The organism is Pseudomonas agarici (assembly GCF_001543125.1).
Classification (GTDB): domain Bacteria; phylum Pseudomonadota; class Gammaproteobacteria; order Pseudomonadales; family Pseudomonadaceae; genus Aquipseudomonas; species Aquipseudomonas agarici.
This window is the reverse complement of record NZ_CP014135.1, coordinates 4,678,072-4,695,153: the sequence shown is the minus strand read 5'-3', so window position 1 is coordinate 4,695,153 and position 17,082 is coordinate 4,678,072. Positions and strand designations below refer to the sequence as shown.

Annotated in this window: 13 protein-coding genes; 6 read left to right on the top strand and 7 right to left on the bottom strand. The window is 62.1% G+C overall.

What is annotated here, in order from left to right:
- Positions 1–137: 137 nt before the first annotated feature.
- The 6 genes from AWM79_RS20590 to AWM79_RS20565 all read left to right on the top strand — a co-directional run bounded on the left by AWM79_RS20590 (position 138) and on the right by AWM79_RS20565 (position 6,145).
- Complete coding sequence (locus tag AWM79_RS20590; RefSeq protein ID WP_060783665.1) at positions 138–1,172, top strand: WD40/YVTN/BNR-like repeat-containing protein; 1,035 nt, start codon at positions 138–140, stop codon at positions 1,170–1,172.
- 32 nt (positions 1,173–1,204) lie between these two features.
- Positions 1,205–3,580 carry an efflux RND transporter permease subunit gene (locus tag AWM79_RS20585; protein ID WP_060783664.1) on the top strand — a complete coding sequence of 792 codons (2,376 nt, stop codon included), beginning with the start codon at positions 1,205–1,207 and terminating at the stop codon, positions 3,578–3,580.
- Between the two features lie 116 nt (positions 3,581–3,696).
- On the top strand, positions 3,697–3,990 hold the full coding sequence (locus AWM79_RS20580) for a DUF5629 family protein (RefSeq protein WP_017133587.1): 294 nt from the start codon (positions 3,697–3,699) through the stop codon (positions 3,988–3,990).
- Positions 3,977–5,152, top strand: a complete 1,176-nt coding sequence (locus tag AWM79_RS20575; RefSeq protein WP_017133586.1) for a lactonase family protein — start codon at positions 3,977–3,979, stop codon at positions 5,150–5,152. Before AWM79_RS20580 ends, AWM79_RS20575 begins: the two co-directional genes overlap by 14 nt.
- Before the next feature lie 158 nt (positions 5,153–5,310).
- Complete coding sequence (locus AWM79_RS20570; RefSeq protein WP_017133585.1) at positions 5,311–5,490, top strand: hypothetical protein; 180 nt, start codon at positions 5,311–5,313, stop codon at positions 5,488–5,490.
- A 448-nt stretch (positions 5,491–5,938) separates the two neighbouring features.
- The gene (locus tag AWM79_RS20565) at positions 5,939–6,145 is read left to right on the top strand and encodes a hypothetical protein (RefSeq protein WP_017133584.1); all 207 of its coding nucleotides are present in this window, start codon (positions 5,939–5,941) and stop codon (positions 6,143–6,145) included.
- A 52-nt stretch (positions 6,146–6,197) separates the two neighbouring features.
- On the opposite strand, the gene AWM79_RS20560 is transcribed toward AWM79_RS20565, so the two are convergent.
- From AWM79_RS20560 to AWM79_RS20530, 7 genes are all read right to left on the bottom strand, one after another.
- Complete coding sequence (locus tag AWM79_RS20560; protein ID WP_060783663.1) at positions 6,198–9,839, bottom strand: AAA family ATPase; 3,642 nt, start codon at positions 9,837–9,839, stop codon at positions 6,198–6,200.
- Positions 9,836–11,077: an exonuclease SbcCD subunit D C-terminal domain-containing protein gene (locus AWM79_RS20555; RefSeq protein WP_060783662.1), complete on the bottom strand. Its 1,242-nt coding sequence runs from the start codon at positions 11,075–11,077 to the stop codon at positions 9,836–9,838. Before AWM79_RS20555 ends, AWM79_RS20560 begins: the two co-directional genes overlap by 4 nt.
- Positions 11,078–11,180: 103 nt before the next feature.
- A complete protein-coding gene (locus AWM79_RS20550; RefSeq protein WP_060783661.1) occupies positions 11,181–12,818 on the bottom strand; it encodes a BatD family protein in 1,638 nt (545 codons plus the stop codon).
- On the bottom strand, positions 12,815–14,581 hold the full coding sequence (locus tag AWM79_RS20545; protein ID WP_060783660.1) for a VWA domain-containing protein: 1,767 nt from the start codon (positions 14,579–14,581) through the stop codon (positions 12,815–12,817). Before AWM79_RS20545 ends, AWM79_RS20550 begins: the two co-directional genes overlap by 4 nt.
- Positions 14,578–15,654: a vWA domain-containing protein gene (locus AWM79_RS20540; protein WP_060783659.1), complete on the bottom strand. Its 1,077-nt coding sequence runs from the start codon at positions 15,652–15,654 to the stop codon at positions 14,578–14,580. Before AWM79_RS20540 ends, AWM79_RS20545 begins: the two co-directional genes overlap by 4 nt.
- Positions 15,647–16,141, bottom strand: a complete 495-nt coding sequence (locus tag AWM79_RS20535; RefSeq protein WP_017133577.1) for a DUF4381 domain-containing protein — start codon at positions 16,139–16,141, stop codon at positions 15,647–15,649. The genes AWM79_RS20540 and AWM79_RS20535 overlap by 8 nt, the downstream gene beginning before the upstream one ends.
- On the bottom strand, positions 16,138–17,082 hold the full coding sequence (locus AWM79_RS20530; RefSeq protein WP_017133576.1) for a DUF58 domain-containing protein: 945 nt from the start codon (positions 17,080–17,082) through the stop codon (positions 16,138–16,140). Before AWM79_RS20530 ends, AWM79_RS20535 begins: the two co-directional genes overlap by 4 nt.

Here is a 17,082-nt window from a genome sequence, read left to right as displayed (position 1 = left end):
GACGCACCGACAATAATGAAAACGCCTTCGAAGGCGCCCTGAAAGTCTGGATGACCGAAGGGGTTGTACGAAAACTCGCCGAGCGACGATCAGGCAGGTTTGTACAGATCACAACAATAATAATAAGAGGAAGGTCTATGAAGGATTATTGCCGTCCGCCGGTAGGGTGTCGTGTGGTGTTGTTGGCCTCGGTGTTGTCTCTGCCAGAGCTGGCAGCACTGTGCGCACCGGCCCGCGCCGCCGAGGCAGACGCTGGCGACAAGGTCTATGCCATCGAATCATCCCAGGCCGTGAAGAGCTTGCTGCTTGATGTAGGGCATGCCGGTGCCCGCCTGGTCGCCGTAGGGGATCGTGGGCACATCCTCTATTCCGATGACCAGGGCGCTAGTTGGACCCAGGCCAAAGTGCCGACCCGGCAAATGCTCACGGCGGTCTATTTTGTCGACGACCCGCATGGCTGGGCTGTTGGCCATGATGCGCAAATCCTCGCCAGCAGCGATGGCGGCGCCACCTGGAGCAAACAGTTCGAAGACCTCAAGCGCGAAGCGCCATTGCTGGACATCTGGTTCAAGGACCTCAGCACTGGCTTGGCCGTGGGTGCCTACGGTGCCTTGCTGGAAACCACAGACGGTGGTCGACACTGGGAAGATGTCAGTGATCGCCTCGACAACGAAGACCAATACCATCTCAATGCCATTGCCGCGATCAAGGATTCCGGGCTTTTTGTCGTGGGCGAGCAGGGCAGCATGTTTCGCTCGGCCGACTGGGGCCAAACCTGGGAGCGCCTCGACGGTCCCTATCAGGGCTCGCTCTTCGGCGTAATCGCCACCGCCCAGCCGGCAAGCCTTCTGGTCTACGGTTTGCGCGGCAATCTCTACCGCTCCGGCGATTTCGGTTCGAGTTGGCAACTGGTCGAGCTGAAGGCTGGCGGTGGCGCGCTGGAGTTCGGTTTGTCCGGCGGCTCGGTGCAGGACGACGGCTCACTGGTGATTGTCGGTAACGGCGGCAGCCTGATTCGCAGCACCGATGACGGCATGACATTCAGCGTTTTCAATCGTCCCGACCGTATTTCCCTATCGGCGGTCACTGCAGCCGGCAACGGCAACCTGATCCTGGTCGGCCAGGGAGGCGCCCATCTCACCTCGGCGACGGGTGGCGAGCAGGCTCGGTAGACCGGGCAAAATAACCAGGAGGTTAGGGGCATATGAGCAGCCATCATCAGGACAAGGCGACCTTTCTTGAACGCCTGATTTTCAATCACCGCCCGGCAGTGATCGTAATCTGCCTGTTGGTCAGTGCGTTGTTGTTCTGGCAGGCCACACTGATCCGTCCTTCGACCAGCTTCGAGAAAATGATTCCGCTCCATCATCCTTTCATTGAAAAGATGATGGAGCACCGCAACGACCTCGCCAACCTCGGCAACACGGTGCGAATCTCAGTGCAAGCCAAGGAGGGCGATATCTTCACCCAACCATACATGGAGACCCTGAGGCAGGTTAACGACGAGGTGTTCTACCTTGTCGGCGTCGACCGCTCCGGTCTCAAGTCGCTGTGGAGTCCCAGCGTGCGCTGGACCGAAGTGACGGAGGAGGGCTTTGCCGGCGGCGAGGTGATTCCACAGAGCTACAACGGTTCGACCGCCAGCCTCGAACAACTGCGCAACAACGTGCTCAAGTCCGGCCAGGTTGGGCGTTTGGTGGCCAACGACTTCAAGTCGAGCATCGTCGATATCCCGTTGCTGGAGTCTTACCCGGACCCGCGTGATCAGGGCAAGTTGCTGGCCCTCGATTACCAGAAGTTCTCCCATCAGCTTGAAGAGAAGATCCGCGACAAGTTCGAAGCGCAGAACCCCAATGTGCAGATCCATATCGTCGGTTTCGCCAAGAAGGTCGGCGACCTGATCGATGGCTTGAGCATGGTGCTGCTGTTCTTCGGCGTGGCTTTTGTCATTACTCTGGTGCTGTTGTACGGGTTCACCTGGTGTCTGCGCAGCACCATCGCGGTGTTGATCACCACGCTGGTGGCGGTGGTTTGGCAACTCGGGCTGATGCACGCTGCGGGTTTCGGCCTGGATCCCTATTCGATGCTGGTGCCGTTTCTGATTTTCGCCATCGGCATTTCCCACGGCGTGCAGAAAATCAACGGCATCGCGCTGCAGTCCGGTGACGCCGACAACCCCTTGACGGCGGCGCGGCGGACCTTTCGGCAATTGTTCCTGCCGGGGATGATCGCGATCCTGGCCGACGCCGTGGGTTTTATCACCCTGTTGATCATCGATATTGGGGTGATCCGCGAACTGGCCATCGGCGCCTCCATCGGCGTGGCGGTGATCGTGTTCACCAACCTGATCCTGCTGCCCGTGGCGATCTCCTATGTCGGCATCAGCAACAAGGCCGTCGAGCGCAGCAGGAAGGACGCCACCCGCGAGCATCCGTTCTGGCGCCTGTTGGCGAATTTTGCCAGCCCGAAGGTCGCCCCGGTGTCCATCGTCCTGGCCTTGCTGGCCTTTGGCGGCGGCCTCTGGTACAGCCAGAACCTGAAGGTCGGCGATCTTGACCAGGGCGCGCCGGAGCTGCGTCCCGATTCGCGCTACAACAAGGACAACCGCTTTATCATCAACAACTACTCCACCAGCTCCGACGTGCTGGTGGTCATGGTCAAGACCGCGGTCGAAGGCTGTTCGCGTTATGCCGCCATGGCGCCGATCGACGAACTGATGTGGAAGATGCAGAACACCGAGGGCGTGCAGTCGGCGATCTCTCTGGTGAGCGTGTCCAAGCAGGTGATCAAGAGCATGAACGAGGGCAACCTGAAATGGGAAACCCTGTCGCGCAACCCCGATGTACTGAACAACTCCATCGCCCGGGCCGAGGGCTTGTACAACAACGACTGCTCCCTGGCGCCGGTGCTGGTGTTCCTCAACGACCACAAGGCCGCGACCCTGGACCGTGCGGTGCATGCGGTGCAGGACTTTGCCAGGGATAACAATCAGGATGGCCTGGAGTTTCTTCTCGCCGCCGGTAATGCCGGGATCGAGGCCGCGACCAACGAAGTGATCAAGGAGTCGGAGTTGACCATCCTGATCCTGGTGTATCTCTGTGTCGCAAGCATGTGCATGATCACTTTTCGTTCCTGGGCGGCGACCCTGTGCATCGTCCTGCCGTTGGTACTGACCTCGGTGCTCGGCAACGCCCTGATGGCTTTGATGGGCATTGGCGTGAAAGTCGCGACCTTGCCGGTGGTGGCGCTGGGCGTGGGGATCGGCGTGGATTACGGGATTTATATCCACAGTCGCCTAGAAAGTTTCCTGCGCGCTGGACTGCCCTTGCAGGAAGCCTATTACCAGACCCTGAAATCCACCGGCAAGGCGGTGCTGTTCACTGGTCTGTGCCTGGCAATCGGCGTCTGCACTTGGATCTTCTCGGCCATCAAGTTCCAGGCCGACATGGGCCTGATGCTGACCTTCATGTTGCTGTGGAACATGTTCGGCGCGCTGTGGCTGCTGCCGGCCCTGGCGCGGTTTCTGATCAAACCGGAGAAATTGGCGGGCAAGCTGGGCGGCTCGTTATTTTCCCATTGAGCGATCAGGCACTGATGCTTTGTGGTGAGTGGGCAAGCTCCATCACTGCAACGAATGGCTTTGCCTATTGTCGATATCGCCTATCATGAGTCCCTTCCCAAATACGATAGAACGCTATGACCGTCGCCACCGACACCCTGCTCAATGCTCTCAAAACCTGTGACATGCTCGAAGTCGACGGCCTGCACGCCTTCAACTTCACTCTCGACAACCACCGTCTGCTGATCGAATGCATGGATGGCCGCGCCGAGAAGCGCTGGAGCTTCACCCAGGCCCAGCTCAACGCCGCGAGCTTCGATGAAGCGCTGCAAAGCTGGACGGTCAGCGACGATTCCAGTGAGTATCGGCTGGTCTGCATGAGCGCATTCAGCGTCAAGGAAGAAAAGGACCCAGAAGATGATGATACGTAAGTGTTGGCCGTTGTTGATGGCTGACGGCATCGGTGCCATGCCGATCCTGTCGGCAGTCGCCGACACCGAGCAGTTGCTCGTGGGTTCCTACACCCAGGGCAAGAGCGAAGGCATCTACCGCCTGCAGTTCGACAGTCGCACCGGCCAGCTCGACCCCAAGCCGCTGCAGGTGGTCAAGACCGACAACCCGTCCTGGCTGACCCTGTCCGGCGATCAGCGTCGGTTGTACGTGGTCAATGAAAACGGTCCGGGCCAGAACGATCCGGTTGGCCGCGTCAGCAGCTATTCCATCGATCCCAAGAGCCATCGGCTCAAGCGGATCAACCAGGTCCCGAGCCTGGGTAACGAGCCGACTCATGCCAGCCTCAGTGGCGATCAGCGTTATCTGTTTGTCGCCAACTATTCGGTGCTGGAAGATCCGGGCGGCAGCCTCGCGGTGTTGCCGGTGGATGGCAGGGGTAAGCTGTCGCCGCCGATCCAGCTCAGTAGCCACCCGGCCAGCCTGGTCAATCTGGAACGTCAGGCCTCGGCCCATGTGCATTCGGTGGTGTCCTCGCCGGATGGGCGTTTCGTTTTCGCCAGCGACTTGGGCGCGGACAAGATCTTTGTCTACCACTATGACCCCAAGGCCAACCCGCAAATGCCGTTGACACCGGCCAAGCCGGCCTTCGTTCAATTGCCGCCGGGCAGCGGACCGCGCCACCTGCTGTTCAGCGCCGATGGCATGCACGCATGGCTGACCACGGAAATGAGCGCACAGATCACTGTGTTCGATTACCGGGACGGCAAGCTGACCCAGAAACAGCGGGTCGAGCTGGCGGACCAGCAGCCGCTTGCGGACAAAGCCGCCGCCGCCCTGCATGCCTCCAAGGATGGTAAGTTCCTCTATGTCAGCAACCGCGGCAGCGCCAACCAGTTGCTGGTGTTCGCCATCGACCCGGCCAGCGGTGAGTTGAAGGCGTTGCAACGGCGTTCAGTAGAAGGCGATCATCCACGGGAATTCACCCTGGACCCGAGCGGCAGGTTCCTGCTGGTGGCCAATCAGAAGAGCAACGAGATCGTAGTAATCGAGCGGGATACCCACACCGGCTTGCTCGGCAAGACCGTGCAGAGCCTGCCGTTCGATGCCCCGAGCTACCTCGGTTTCCTGCTGCGACAATAGACCGCGGCCCCCGTGCTATCGGGGGACTTGCACTTCTATTAATGACGCTGATATCGGCTACTGATGCAATGAATTTCAACGTGGTCACCCACGGATGTACTTTTGACTCACGGCCTGAAAGGGCAAGCAAGCCAACTGACATTTGAGGATTTACCCCGATGAACTTCAACCTTTTTTCCATCATCGCCGCTTCTGCGATCTCGGCTACCGTGGCTCTGCCAGCCAGTGCCAACGTCGAAATCACCGACAAAAAAGCCCACACCCAGAGCTACACCCCCAAATACCTGCAACAGAGTGCCAACTTCTACGCCGCCCTGGACCATAAAGCCCAGCACTGAGCGCTTAACCACACTATAACGCCGGATCGAATGCACCTCTTCGTTTGGATGGTTTGAGAACTATCTGGTCAAAAGAGTGAATTCGCTCCGGCGTTGCCGTGTGCGTCATGGTATTTGCAGTTATCGATTGAATTTCTATCGTCATGTCATATGGCCATGTGTTTAAATCTGACGCTTGTTTATTGACTTGCACCCCACACAGGGATCAATACCATGGTTATGCGTCTGGCCGTCGTGCTGCTGTTTCTCTATTCCACGCCTGTCCTGTCCGCCGCCGTCTGCGACACCAGCGATAGCCTTCGCGGACCTTCGCCTGAGTTGCCGGGAAACTGATCGTCGCACAGCGATTAGATTAATAGTGTTGATAGCGACTATTTAAATAGTTAACTATTTATTCTAGCGGTTATGATCGACTCTACAGGCCTGCCATTTGCCTGTGGAGAACACCATGGCCAGCTCTCTTTTGACTTCCGCCAGACACGGCGCCTACATCGCTATCAGCTTGTATGTGGCGATGGTATTGCTCGTCAGCCTGTCCTCCTTGACCGACGCTTCAAGTGATATGTCGCTGCAGATGGCGGCACCGGTCCTTCAAACCGAACATAAGGTTCAGTCTGTCGGAGCGTTTGAGCACGGCGCTGAATCCGGGGTGTAAAACCCGGTGTGACGCTGGCTGCCGCCATGTGAGCGGACCTGCGCGTGGGGCTTCATTTCACTTGCAAAGTGCTCAGCCCGTTGCCCTGGCGCCGTACCTGGATCTGTACCGGGATTCGTTCATGCATTTCCTGCACGTGGGAAATCACCGCAACCTTGCGTCCCTGGGCCTGCAGGCCGTCGAGCGCCTCCATCGCCAGTTGCAGGGACTCCGGGTCGAGGCTGCCGAAGCCTTCATCGATAAACAGCGACTCGATCTTCAGTGTGCTCGATGCCATGGACGCGAGCCCTAGCGCCAGCGCCAGCGACACGAGGAAGGTCTCGCCACCGGACAACGAATGCACCGAGCGCAGTTCGTCGCCCATTTCGATGTCCATCACCAGCAGCCCGAGCAGGCTGCCACCGCGCTTGAGGCGATAACGACGTACCAATTGCCGCAACTGTGCGTTGGCGTGATGGACCAGCAAGTCAAGGTTATAGGCCTGGGCCAGCTTGCGGAAACGGTCGCCGGTGGCCGAGCCGATCAGGGCATCCAGGCGCGCCCAACGCTGGTACTCGCCATCGGCGGCGGCGATTTGCCCGGCCAGGGCCTGATTGACGTTCTGTCGGCGCTGGTCCTCGCTCTGTTCGGCCCGCAGCTCGGCACATAGTTGTTCCGTCGTGCTGAACTGTGTCTGCAACTCGGCGAGTGCGCTGACTAGTTGTGCGGCGTCGAGGTTGCTGTTGTGTTGCGCCTGATGTTCAAGCAGGCGCTGGTCACGTTCCTGCAACACCACTTTGGCTTGTTCGATGGCTTTTTCATGGTGCTGCAAGCGCTGGCGCAGTTCGTCGACCTGGCTGTCATCAAGGCCGAGTAGGCTTTCGAGACCGCCATCGTCCAGCTCGGGATGACCGGCACGCCAGTCATCAATCTTGCCGGCCAGCTCATGGGCCTCATGCTCCAGCGCCTCCAGGCGCTGCTGTTGCGCCTTGCACTCGGCGGCGATTTGTACAAGCTGCGTGCGCAGTTCCTGCAACGCCTGGGTGGTAGTGGTTTCGGCCATGCGGGCCTGGTCTACGGTTTGTTCCAGTTGCTGCTGCCAATGCTCGGCGCTGGTGTGCTCGCCGAGCAGTTGGCCAAGTTGCTGCTGGCTGGCCTGTTGTTGCTCGGCCAGGACCTTGAACTGCTGACGGGCGCTTTCCAGTTGCTGTTCGCGACTCTGCTGGCGGTCCTGTTCCTTCTCCAGGGTCTGCTGGCGTTGTTGTTGCTCGGCGAGCTCGTCGCTCTGTTGCTCAAGCTGTTGCAGGCGCTCGGCGATCTGCCGGTCAAGCTGGATAAAGGTCGCTGCCGGTTCGTTGCGCAGAGCTTCCAGTGTGGACGCCGGTAGCAGCGCGCTGAAGGCCTGCAACTCTTCGTCCAGGCGCTGGCGGTCGCTGCTCAGTTCCCGCTGTTGGTTGCTCAACCGTTGGGCGGCCTGCTGATGCGCGGTTTCAGTCTGGCGCAGTTGCTGTGTCAGGCGCGCGGCATCCTGTTGCAGGGTGAGCAGGGCGTTCTGGCGCTGTTCGTCCTGGCTCAGGCTCTGGTTCAACTGGCTAGCCTGCCGGGCGAGCCAGGCATCGCGCTGGTCGGCTGCCAGGTCAAGCAGTTGCGTCGCCAGCGGATGGGCTTCGAGGCTCGGTGCCAGGGCCTGCTGCTGCTCCGTCAGTTGTTCCTGTTGTTGCCGCAGTTCTTTTTGCTGGGCGATCAGCCCACCGACTTCGGCACGCAGTTCGCCGAGTTGTTCCTTGAGCCGGTCCACCAAGGCCTGGGCATGGGCCTGTTCGCTCTCATCATGACGACCGAGGCTCTGCAGCAGGGCTTCGGGCTGATAATAAGGATGCTCATGACTGCCACAGACCGGGCATGGCTGGTCCTTTTGCAACTGCGCACGCAGCTCTTCGACACTGGCACTGCGCGCCAGGCGCTGGCGCTCCAGCAGTTCGCGGGTGACGTTGAAGGTCTGTTCAGCCACCGTTAGCTCGGCCTTGGTCTTGACCCCCTCCTGGGTCAGGCGCTCGCGTTCCTGCTGGGCCTGGAGCAGGCGTTGTTGTAGCTCGGCGCTGCGCTTGTCCAGTTCCTGCTGGCCGGACCAGAGCCGAGTCAGGTCTTCGATGGCGCGCAGTTGCTTGCGGTTGTCCTGTAGCAGGCCGCCGAGGATGCCGATCTGCTCGACCACGGCATCTGGTTCGGCGGCGGCTTCCTGATAGAGCACTTGCAGTTGTTGTTTCTGTTCGCTCAGCGTTTGTGCGGCCTGGTCGGCAGTGTGTGCCAGGCTCGCCAGTTCCGCCTGGCCCTGGTTGAGCCGGTTACCGATCAGCATCAACTGTTGCAGGCGGTCGCGGTAGGCATTCCAGGCGTCACTCAAGGGCGCCAGATGGACACTTTGCGCAAGTTCAGCGGCGACCCGCTGCAGGCGCCCGGCGACCTGTCGTTGCTGATCGAGCAGAGCCTGAATCGTCTTCTGGCCCTCAATGCAAGCCTGTTCGGCTACGTCTTGTGCTTGCGCGCCAAGCAGAGCGTCCCTGGCCAGGCGAGTGAGACTGCTCTGCTCTTCAAAGGCCTGGCGCAGCAAGGGAACACTGCTGTTGTGCTGTTGTTGTGCGGCTATCAAGGCTGATTGGGCCGCCGCAAGGCTGTGCTCCAGTTGGCCCTGGCGTTCGCTCAACGCGCTGTGCTGTTGGGTGTGGTGGGCGATTTGCTCCGCCAGGGGCGTCAGCAGGTTATCGACTTCGCGCTGGCGAGCGAACTGATGCCGTTGCGGGGCGAGCTGTTCCAGGCGCGTCAGTTTCAGGCGTTCGTCGGCCAGCCCTTGCCACTCTTGCTGGACGCTTTCCAGCCGCTCGGCGGCGGCCCGTTGTACGTCCTGTAATTGGTGCAAGTCCTTGAGCCAGGCTTGTTGCTGCTCAAGCTGGCGCAGTTGTGCCTTCTGCAGCTCGAGCCGCTGCTGTGCAGCGTTGAAGCGCTCGTCGAGTTCGGCGCGCGCCTCAATAGGCAGGGGGGTGACGCCGCTGGCCTGGTCCTGCAACTGCTTGCAGGTCTCGCGGGCTTGCTTGGTCTTGTCGAAGGCGCGGCGGCCGAGGCGGGTATACAGCGCTGTGTCGGTGAGTTTTTCCAGCAGTTCGCTGCGTTCGTTGTCGTCGGCCTTGAGAAAGGCGCTGAATTCGCTCTGGGCCAGCAGCACAGCGCGGGTGAACTGCTCGAAATTGAGCCCCAGGCAAGCTTCGAGTTGGGCTTTGTATTCGCCTTTCTGGCTGGCCAGCAACTGGTCGCTGTCGAGGTCGCGCAGGCTCTGGCGACTGGCCTGTAGTTTGCCATTGGCTTTGTCCCGAGCCCGATTGGCCTCCCAGCGAGCACGATAGCGGCGGCCATCGATACCGACAAAATCCACCTCGGCAAAGCCGGCGCCGGTGCCGCGACGCAACAGGGTGCGCGGGTCGCCGGTAGCGATTTCACCGTCGGCGTCGGGCACCTTGGCGTCCCGCGAGGCGTTGTTCAGGCGCGGCACGGCACCGAACAGCGCCAGGCAGAGGGCATCGAGCAGAGTGCTCTTGCCGGCGCCGGTTGGCCCGGTAATGGCAAACAGACCGGCGCTGACCAGCGGCTGCGCGGTAAAGTCCAGCTCGAAGGGGCCTGCCAGGGAGGCGAGGTTCTTCAGGCGAATGGCGAGGATCTTCATGGCTGTTCGCCCTCCCACTGAACTTCCCGCAGGAGTTCGGCAAAGTCGTTGAGGGTCTGCTCGTCGACTGCATTGCCATAGCTGTCCTGCCAGGCACGGCAGAACAACTGCCGGGGGCTGAGTTGGTCGAGGTCGATCAACCGCTCAGGGTCATCGTCGCGGTCGCTCCTGCCGCCTGCGTATTCGGCGGCGATGCGCACCAGGCGCACAGCCTTGCCCTGCAGAGCGGTTTCCACCCGCTGACGCAGGTCCGGTTGTGGCTCGTCGAGGCACAACCGCACTTCCAGCCAGGGTTGGCGTTGCAGGTCGGCCAGCAGGTCGACGTTCGGCAATTCGGCGAGCTTTTCCAGCATCTCGGCGAACGGTAGCGGACCCAGGCGTTGCAGGTTCACGGCGCGCGGGATCAACCGCGGTTCGACACTGACCAGGGTTTCGCCGTCGAGGACGATATCAAGGATCTGGTGTTGATAGCCGATTTCCGAGAATGACAACGGGATCGGCGAGCCGCTATAACGAATGCGCTCTTCGCCGTTGACCTTCTGCGGCTTGTGCAGGTGGCCCAGGGCAACATAGCTGACACTGGCATCGAACAGGCTGGCGGGCAGGGCTTCGGCAGTACCGATGATCAGGCTGCGTTCGGAATCTTGCGAGACCGAGCCGCCGGCCATGTGCGCATGGCTGATGGCGATCAGTGCCTGTCCCGGTTGGCGTTTGGCATTAGCCGCCTCGATCAGCCAGCGATGGACCTGAGCGATGCCACGCAGGTAGTCGTCGCCCAGTTGCATGCCGGTGACTTCGGCCGGGCGCAGGAAGGGCAGTGCCAGGCCCCAGGCGGCGATGTTGCCACGGGCGTCGGGCAGCGGGATCAGCAGGCGTTCGCTGTCGAGCCGACCGTCGTCGAGCCACAGCACCCGGCCCAGGGCATGGGTACGCAGGCGCCGCATCAACGGTGCGGGCAGCTCGATTCGCGAGCCGGAGTCGTGGTTGCCGGCGATCATCACGATGGTCAGCAGCGGCTGCTGTTCGTGGGCTCCGACGATAAAGTCGTAGAGGCGTTCCTGGGCTTTGACCGGCGGGTTGACGGTGTCGAAGATATCACCGGCGATCAGCAGCACATCCGGCTGTTGGCTGGCGAGCTGGGCGAGCAGCCAGGTCAGGAAGCAGGCGTGTTCGAAATCCCGCTCCTGGCCATGAAGGTTCTGACCCAGGTGCCAGTCGGAGGTATGAAACAGGCGCAAGGCAAACTCCGCGAAGACGGTGGCGACCGCTCAAGACAAGGTGGCGGTGCGCAAGACCAGTAAGTTTACGGGTAAATGCAGGTGTTGAGGGATCAGTGCGCAGCTACTTGGGATAGAGCGGCGGCAAGCCACTGTCGCCCACCGGATCCTGCGCCCGCTCGGCCGCCGGGATGGCGCGGATCACCCGCCACAACTCTTCGCCCTGCCAGTGTAGGCCGGTTTCGCTGTACAGTGCACCGTTCAAGCCGTCCAGAGCATCGGACAGCGGCACGAAACGCGCGGCCATTTCGGCCAGGGTTTCCGGTTGCTGGCGAGCCCAGGCGTCCAGCGCCTGGCGCGTGACCTGGGGGTCGTTGGCCAGGCAGCTACGTTTGAGATCATCGAGCAGGGTGCGTGGGCTCGGACCGGTCTGTGTGGCACGGTGCACGGCCGGCTGCCGGCGCGCCCGCCACCAGAGGCCGAAACCGAACAGGGTGGTGCAGGCCAGTAACAGGGTGCTGAGTTTCCAGATCCATAGGTTCGTCGCGTCAGCGGCGACGTTTCCCGGTACTCCGCTGACCGGGGTGTCCGGCGCCAGGCTTGGGTTGTTCGCTACCTGCAGGGTCCGTGCCGGCAGGCTGCTGCGTTCCATATGATCTTCGTAGGTATTCCACCAGATCACGGCCACTGCCGGTAGCTCGAAGCTGCCACTGTGGGTTGGCACCAGCGCCTCGCGCTCTTCACGGCTGCCGATCAGCCCGCGTTCACTGTTCTGATTGTCCAATTGCGGCTGGTCCGGGTAGCGGCGCAGACCACTGAGGCTGGTCGTCGGCAGCGGTGGCAACTGGGCACTGGACAGGCCTTCGGCCTTGACGGTGAGGCTGCGGGTCAGTGAGTCTCCGACCTGGCTGTGCTCGGGCTCCGGGCTCCAGCTTTCGCTCAGGCTTAGGCTGCGGGCTGGCAGCCAGGGAGTATCGGCGGGCCAAGTGGAGGGCTGTGGCTTGACGTCGAGAGTCATCTCGGCCGAGCTGACATGAATCAGCTTGCCGGGCTTGGGCACCGCCGGCACCTGGTCCTGGCCGATATCCACCAGCGTCGCGCTGAACACCTGTGCCGGAATCGTCAGCTTGCCACTGTGTTGCGGATAGATCGCGTAGCGCAGCTCGATCACCCCATGGCGCACACCATTGATCAGCTTTTCATAGGTGCGTGATTCGCCCAATAGCTCGATGCGTCCATCGCTCACCTGCAAGGGGCTCAGGCTGCTGTCGTCATACAGCGACACTGAATGGTAGATCCGTAGGGTCAGTACCGCCTGGGCCTGGACGTAGACACTGTCCTGGTCGAGGTTGGCCTCGATGAACACCGGCGCCAGACTGTTGGCCGCGTCTTGTTCCTCGCTCTGCAGCACTTGCAGGGTGATGGGCTGGCTCTTCAGCTCGCCCAATTGCAATGACGGAATGAGCACGCTGCCGTTCTGCTTCGGGGTCAGGGTAATGATCCAGCGCGTCGTCGCCTGTTTGTCACCGCCCAGGGATCTCAACTGGTTGACCTGGCGCGTACCGCGCACTTCGAACTGGCTGGCCAGCGGCTCCAGGTCTGGCTTGCCGAATTGGGTGACATCGGCGGACTCCAGGGTCAGCTCCACCGACTCGCCGGAGTTCAGGCGCATGCGGTCGACGCTGGCGATCAACCCATCGGCGTGGGCTGGCAGGACCCCGCACAGCAGCCACAGCCAGAGAACGGAAAAGCGAGTGGTCATCGGGTCTTGTCCTGATGGAGCTGTTGTTCGTACCAGAATTTGCGTCGCAGCAGCTCGCCCGGATCATCGGGGATCTGCCGCAGCCATTGTTCGAGGGCCTGGCGCCGCTCGCCATCGAGGGTCTGCGAGGCGTTGCGCGGCGGTGGCCGGGTAGTGTGCTCGTCGCCCAGTTCGCTACCCGGTACGTCATTCTCACTCGTCGCCGCAACGGTGGTCTCGGGCGGTCCCGTATCGGAGGGCGAGTTGTCCTCCCGCGGCATCGCGGTGCTGTTTGTCTGCTGGTCAGAGGGGACGCTGCCGGGCTGGGCTTGGTGGTCAACGACAGGCGACTCACTACCGGTTCGTGCGGTGTCGGCGAGTTTGTCCGGCTCAACCGGCGGCTGGGTGCGTTTTTCCTCAAGTATCTGCTCGACCAGGGCCTTGTTTCTCAAGGCCGGGCGCAAGTCGGGCTGACGCTCCAGCGCCTGCTCATAGGCGTCCAGGGCGGCCTCCAGCTCGCCGCTGCGGGCCAGTGCATTGCCGCGATTGTAATGGGCATTGGCATCGTTGCCCTCGGCAAACCTGCGGGCGGCGGCGACATAGTCGCCGGCCTCGTAGAGGGCCAGGCCCTGCCACTGCGGATCCTCGAAGTGCTTGGCCGCCTCCAGTGGACGCTGCTGTTCCAGCAGCTTGAGGCCTTGCTGGTCCGGTCGCAGCCACAGGTCGTTGAACTCGAAGGCCTGACTCGGCTGTGGGAACAGAAACCACAACGGCAGACAGAACAACCAGCCGCGCCGCCCGGCACAGGCGGCCAACAGCAGCAGGGGCAGTAGCAGCCAGTAACCCTGGTCGACCCAACTGTCGAGTTGCACGACCTGGCCGTCGTCATGCAAATGCCGTGGGCCGTCGAGCAGGCCCAGGCCGCGCAGGTCGCTCTCGTCCAGGCGCGCCTGGCGATAACGGCCACCCACTTCGCCGACAAAGGCCCTGAGACGGCGACCGTCGAGGCGCGAGACCTGTATCGCGCCCTGGGCATTCTTGAGCAAACCGCCGTTGTCCTGGACGACCGGCGCACCATCACGGGTGCCGATGCCAAGGATCAATAGACTGTGACGCCGCCCGTCCAGTGCCCGGCGAATACCTTCACGCTCCTGTTCGCTGAGAGAGGAGCCGATCAGCAAGAGGCGACCCTGGCCCTGGGCGCCACGTTCGAGCAAGGTCAGTGCCTTGGCCACGGCGAGGTCGGCCCGGTGTCCCTGCTGGGGCATGATGGAGGGCTTGAGGGTGTCCAGCAGGTTGCGGCTGGTACTCATGTCATCGGACAGCGGCACCAGGGTGTGGGCGCTGCCGGCATAGACGATGATCGCCGTCTGTGCGTCGCTGCGCGCCCGTAGCAGGTCCAACAGCTTGCGGCGGGCCTGCTCCAGGCGATTGGGCAGGACATCGGTGGCGAGCATGTCCGGGGTCAGTTCCAGTAGCACCACCAGCGGGTCCGAGGGTTTCTGGGTCGATTGTTCGACACGCTGCCAACTGGGGCCTAGTAGCGCTAACAGGGCCAGTGTCCAGCCCAGTCCGAGGGCGATCCACGGTAGTTTGCTGTCGCGCCCGCTGCCACCGCCGAGCAACACGCGGTGAAAGGCGGATGGCAGGATCATCTGCCAGCGCCCGGCACGTTTTTGGCGATGCCAGAGTTGCCACAGCAACCGACCGAGCAGGGGCAAGAGTAACAGCCACCAGGGGCGGAACCAGTGCGGCCAGAGGTTGGACCAGAGTTCGGCGATCATCGACGCCTCCGCAAGCGCAGGCGATTGAGACGCTGGCGCCAGTGCGGATGTTGGGTTAAGAAGTGGCGGCTGGCCAGCCAGCGTTGGAGCATCTTGTCCGGCCAATGCTCGCGGATCACCAACAGCAGGCTCAATACCAACGCGATGGCCAGCGGCCAATGGTAAAGGGCGTGAACGGGACGGGCTTGGGTCGGTTGCTGGGCCACGGGTTCGAGTGTGTCGAGGGTGCGGCGGATCAGTTGCAGTTCATTGCCGTCGCGGGCTCGGAAATACTGGCCGCCGGTGATCTGGGCGATTTCTTTGAGGCTCGCTTCGTCCAGATCCATGCTCGGATTGAGCCCGAGCATGGACAGGCTGGCGCTCTGCTGCGGATCGGCTCCGATACCAATCGGGTAGATTTTCACCTGTTCTTCGGCCGCCAGGCGCGCGGCGGTGATCGGGTCGATCTCACCGCCATTGTTGGCACCGTCGGTGACCAGGATCAGCACCCGGCTCTGTGCCGGGCGCTGGCGCAGGCGCTTGAGGGCCAGGCCGATGGCATCGCCGATGGCGGTGTTTTTCCCGGCGATGCCGATCTTCGCTTCGTCCAGCCAGATCCGCACGGTGCGCCGGTCGAAGGTCAGCGGCGCCTGGACATAGGCCTTGCTACCGAACAGGATCAGCCCGACGCGGTCGCCTTGGCGGCCTTCGAGGAAGTCGCCGAGTAGGTGCTGGACCAGGTTCAAGCGGCTGACTTCTTCGTCCTGCCAGTGCATGTCGGGAAACTCCATGGAGCCGGAGACATCCACTGCTACCAGCAGATCGCGGCCGCTGGCGGCGATCGGCAACGGCTCGCCAAGCCACTGCGGGCGGGCAGCGGCCATCAACAGCAGCAGCCAGAGCAACAGGAAGGGGAGCTGTTGGCGCCAGCCCGGCAGGTTGATCCGGGCGCGGCGACGGGCGAGGATTTCGAGATCGGCGAGAAAGCTGACCTTCAGTGCCGCTTCGCCACTGTCGGCCACCGGCAGCACCAGGCGCAGCAACCAGGGCAGCGGCAACAGCGCGAAAATCCATGGCCAGGCGAACTCAAACATGCTTGCGAATCCAGGTGTCGATGGACTGACTCAACCCGGCGATGGCCTTGTCGTCGAGTTTGCATTCGGGCTTGTAGGCCCCCTCCACCAGCACCATCCAGCGGGTCAGCCCGGCAGCCGGGCAGCGGTTGTCGAGGAATGCCAGCCATTGACGGCCATTGAGGGTATGGCTCTGGCTATAAGGGTAATCGTTGCGACACAAGCGCTTGAGCAGCGCGTTGAGTTGCTGCAGCCAGGCACCGGCTGGCGCGCCGTCATAGGGCTTGGGCAGGCGTGCGAGTTCGTCCAGCGCAGCCAGTCGCAGCGGATCCAGCGGCTGTTCGGCGAGCGCCAGTGGGCGTTTGCCCACCAGCCAGCGGCGCAGATACCCGAGGCCGACGCCCAGCAGTGGGAGCAACAGCGCCAGTAGCCACCAGCCCGGTGCCGGCGGCCAGAAACCCTGGACCGGCGGACTGATCAATGGTTGCAACGAGTCCAGCCCGCTCATGGCTGTTTCCCCGGACGTTGCGGATTGAGGTAGTCGCGCAACTGCTCGACCATTTCGCTCTGAGTGCTCAAGGGCATCAGCAACACCCGCAATTTCTGCGCCAGCAGTTCCCAGCGGGCAACCCGCGCTTCACCCTGGTCGCGATAAGCCCGACGCAGCTCCGGGTTCAGGGTATCGAGTTCCAATTGCGCGCCACGTTCGGAAAAACGCAGCAGGCCGGCGGCGGGCAGGGCGTGGTCGAGTGGATCGGACACCGGTAGCAGCAACAGGTCGCAATGGCGCGATAGCAGGCTCAACTGCTGTTCGGCGGCATTGCTCAGCGCTCGTTCGTCGCAGATGACAATCACCAGGCTGCCCGGACGCAGTACTTCGCGCGCACGAATCAACGCCAGGCCCAGCGCATCGCGATCTGCTGCGGTTTCGGTGTGCAGCGATTGGTTGACCCGCACCAGCCGATTGAGCAACTGCAGCAGGCTCTGTTTGCTGCGTCGGGGCTTGATCTCGTAGTGCTCGTTATCACCATAAACCAGCCCGCCGACCCGGTCGTTGTGGCCCAGCGCGGCCCAACCGATCAGGCTTGCCGCCTGGGCGGCGAGCACCGACTTGAACGTCTGCCCCGAACCGAAGAACAACTGTCGGCTTTGCTCCACGAGAATGAAAATCGGCCGCTCCCGTTCTTCGTGGAACAGTTTCGTATGGGGTTCCTGGGTCCGCGCGGTGACTCGCCAGTCGATAGTCCGCACATCGTCACCGGCCTGGTAGACCCGCACCTGGTCAAAGTCCACCCCGCGTCCACGCAGTTTCGAATGATGCAGGCCGATCAACGGGCTGCGCTGGCTTGGCGTTGAGAATAGCTGCACTTCGCGCACGCGATGGCGCATCTCGATCAACTCGGCGAGTGTGGTGCGGATGCCGGGTTCGGCGGGCAGGGGGGGAATCAT

Bases quoted from the DNA above. Each gene is read 5' to 3' on its own strand.
- AWM79_RS20590 (WP_060783665.1), top strand. From the start codon at position 138: ATGAAGGATTATTGCCGTCCGCCGGTAGGGTGTCGTGTGGTGTTGTTG.
- AWM79_RS20585 (WP_060783664.1), top strand. From the start codon at position 1,205: ATGAGCAGCCATCATCAGGACAAGGCGACCTTTCTTGAACGCCTGATT.
- AWM79_RS20580 (WP_017133587.1), top strand. From the start codon at position 3,697: ATGACCGTCGCCACCGACACCCTGCTCAATGCTCTCAAAACCTGTGAC.
- AWM79_RS20575 (WP_017133586.1), top strand. From the start codon at position 3,977: ATGATGATACGTAAGTGTTGGCCGTTGTTGATGGCTGACGGCATCGGT.
- AWM79_RS20570 (WP_017133585.1), top strand. From the start codon at position 5,311: ATGAACTTCAACCTTTTTTCCATCATCGCCGCTTCTGCGATCTCGGCT.
- AWM79_RS20565 (WP_017133584.1), top strand. From the start codon at position 5,939: ATGGCCAGCTCTCTTTTGACTTCCGCCAGACACGGCGCCTACATCGCT.
- AWM79_RS20560 (WP_060783663.1), bottom strand. From the start codon at position 9,839: ATGAAGATCCTCGCCATTCGCCTGAAGAACCTCGCCTCCCTGGCAGGC.
- AWM79_RS20550 (WP_060783661.1), bottom strand. From the start codon at position 12,818: ATGACCACTCGCTTTTCCGTTCTCTGGCTGTGGCTGCTGTGCGGGGTC.
- AWM79_RS20545 (WP_060783660.1), bottom strand. From the start codon at position 14,581: ATGATCGCCGAACTCTGGTCCAACCTCTGGCCGCACTGGTTCCGCCCC.
- AWM79_RS20540 (WP_060783659.1), bottom strand. From the start codon at position 15,654: ATGTTTGAGTTCGCCTGGCCATGGATTTTCGCGCTGTTGCCGCTGCCC.
- AWM79_RS20535 (WP_017133577.1), bottom strand. From the start codon at position 16,141: ATGAGCGGGCTGGACTCGTTGCAACCATTGATCAGTCCGCCGGTCCAG.
- AWM79_RS20530 (WP_017133576.1), bottom strand. From the start codon at position 17,082: ATGATTCCCCCCCTGCCCGCCGAACCCGGCATCCGCACCACACTCGCC.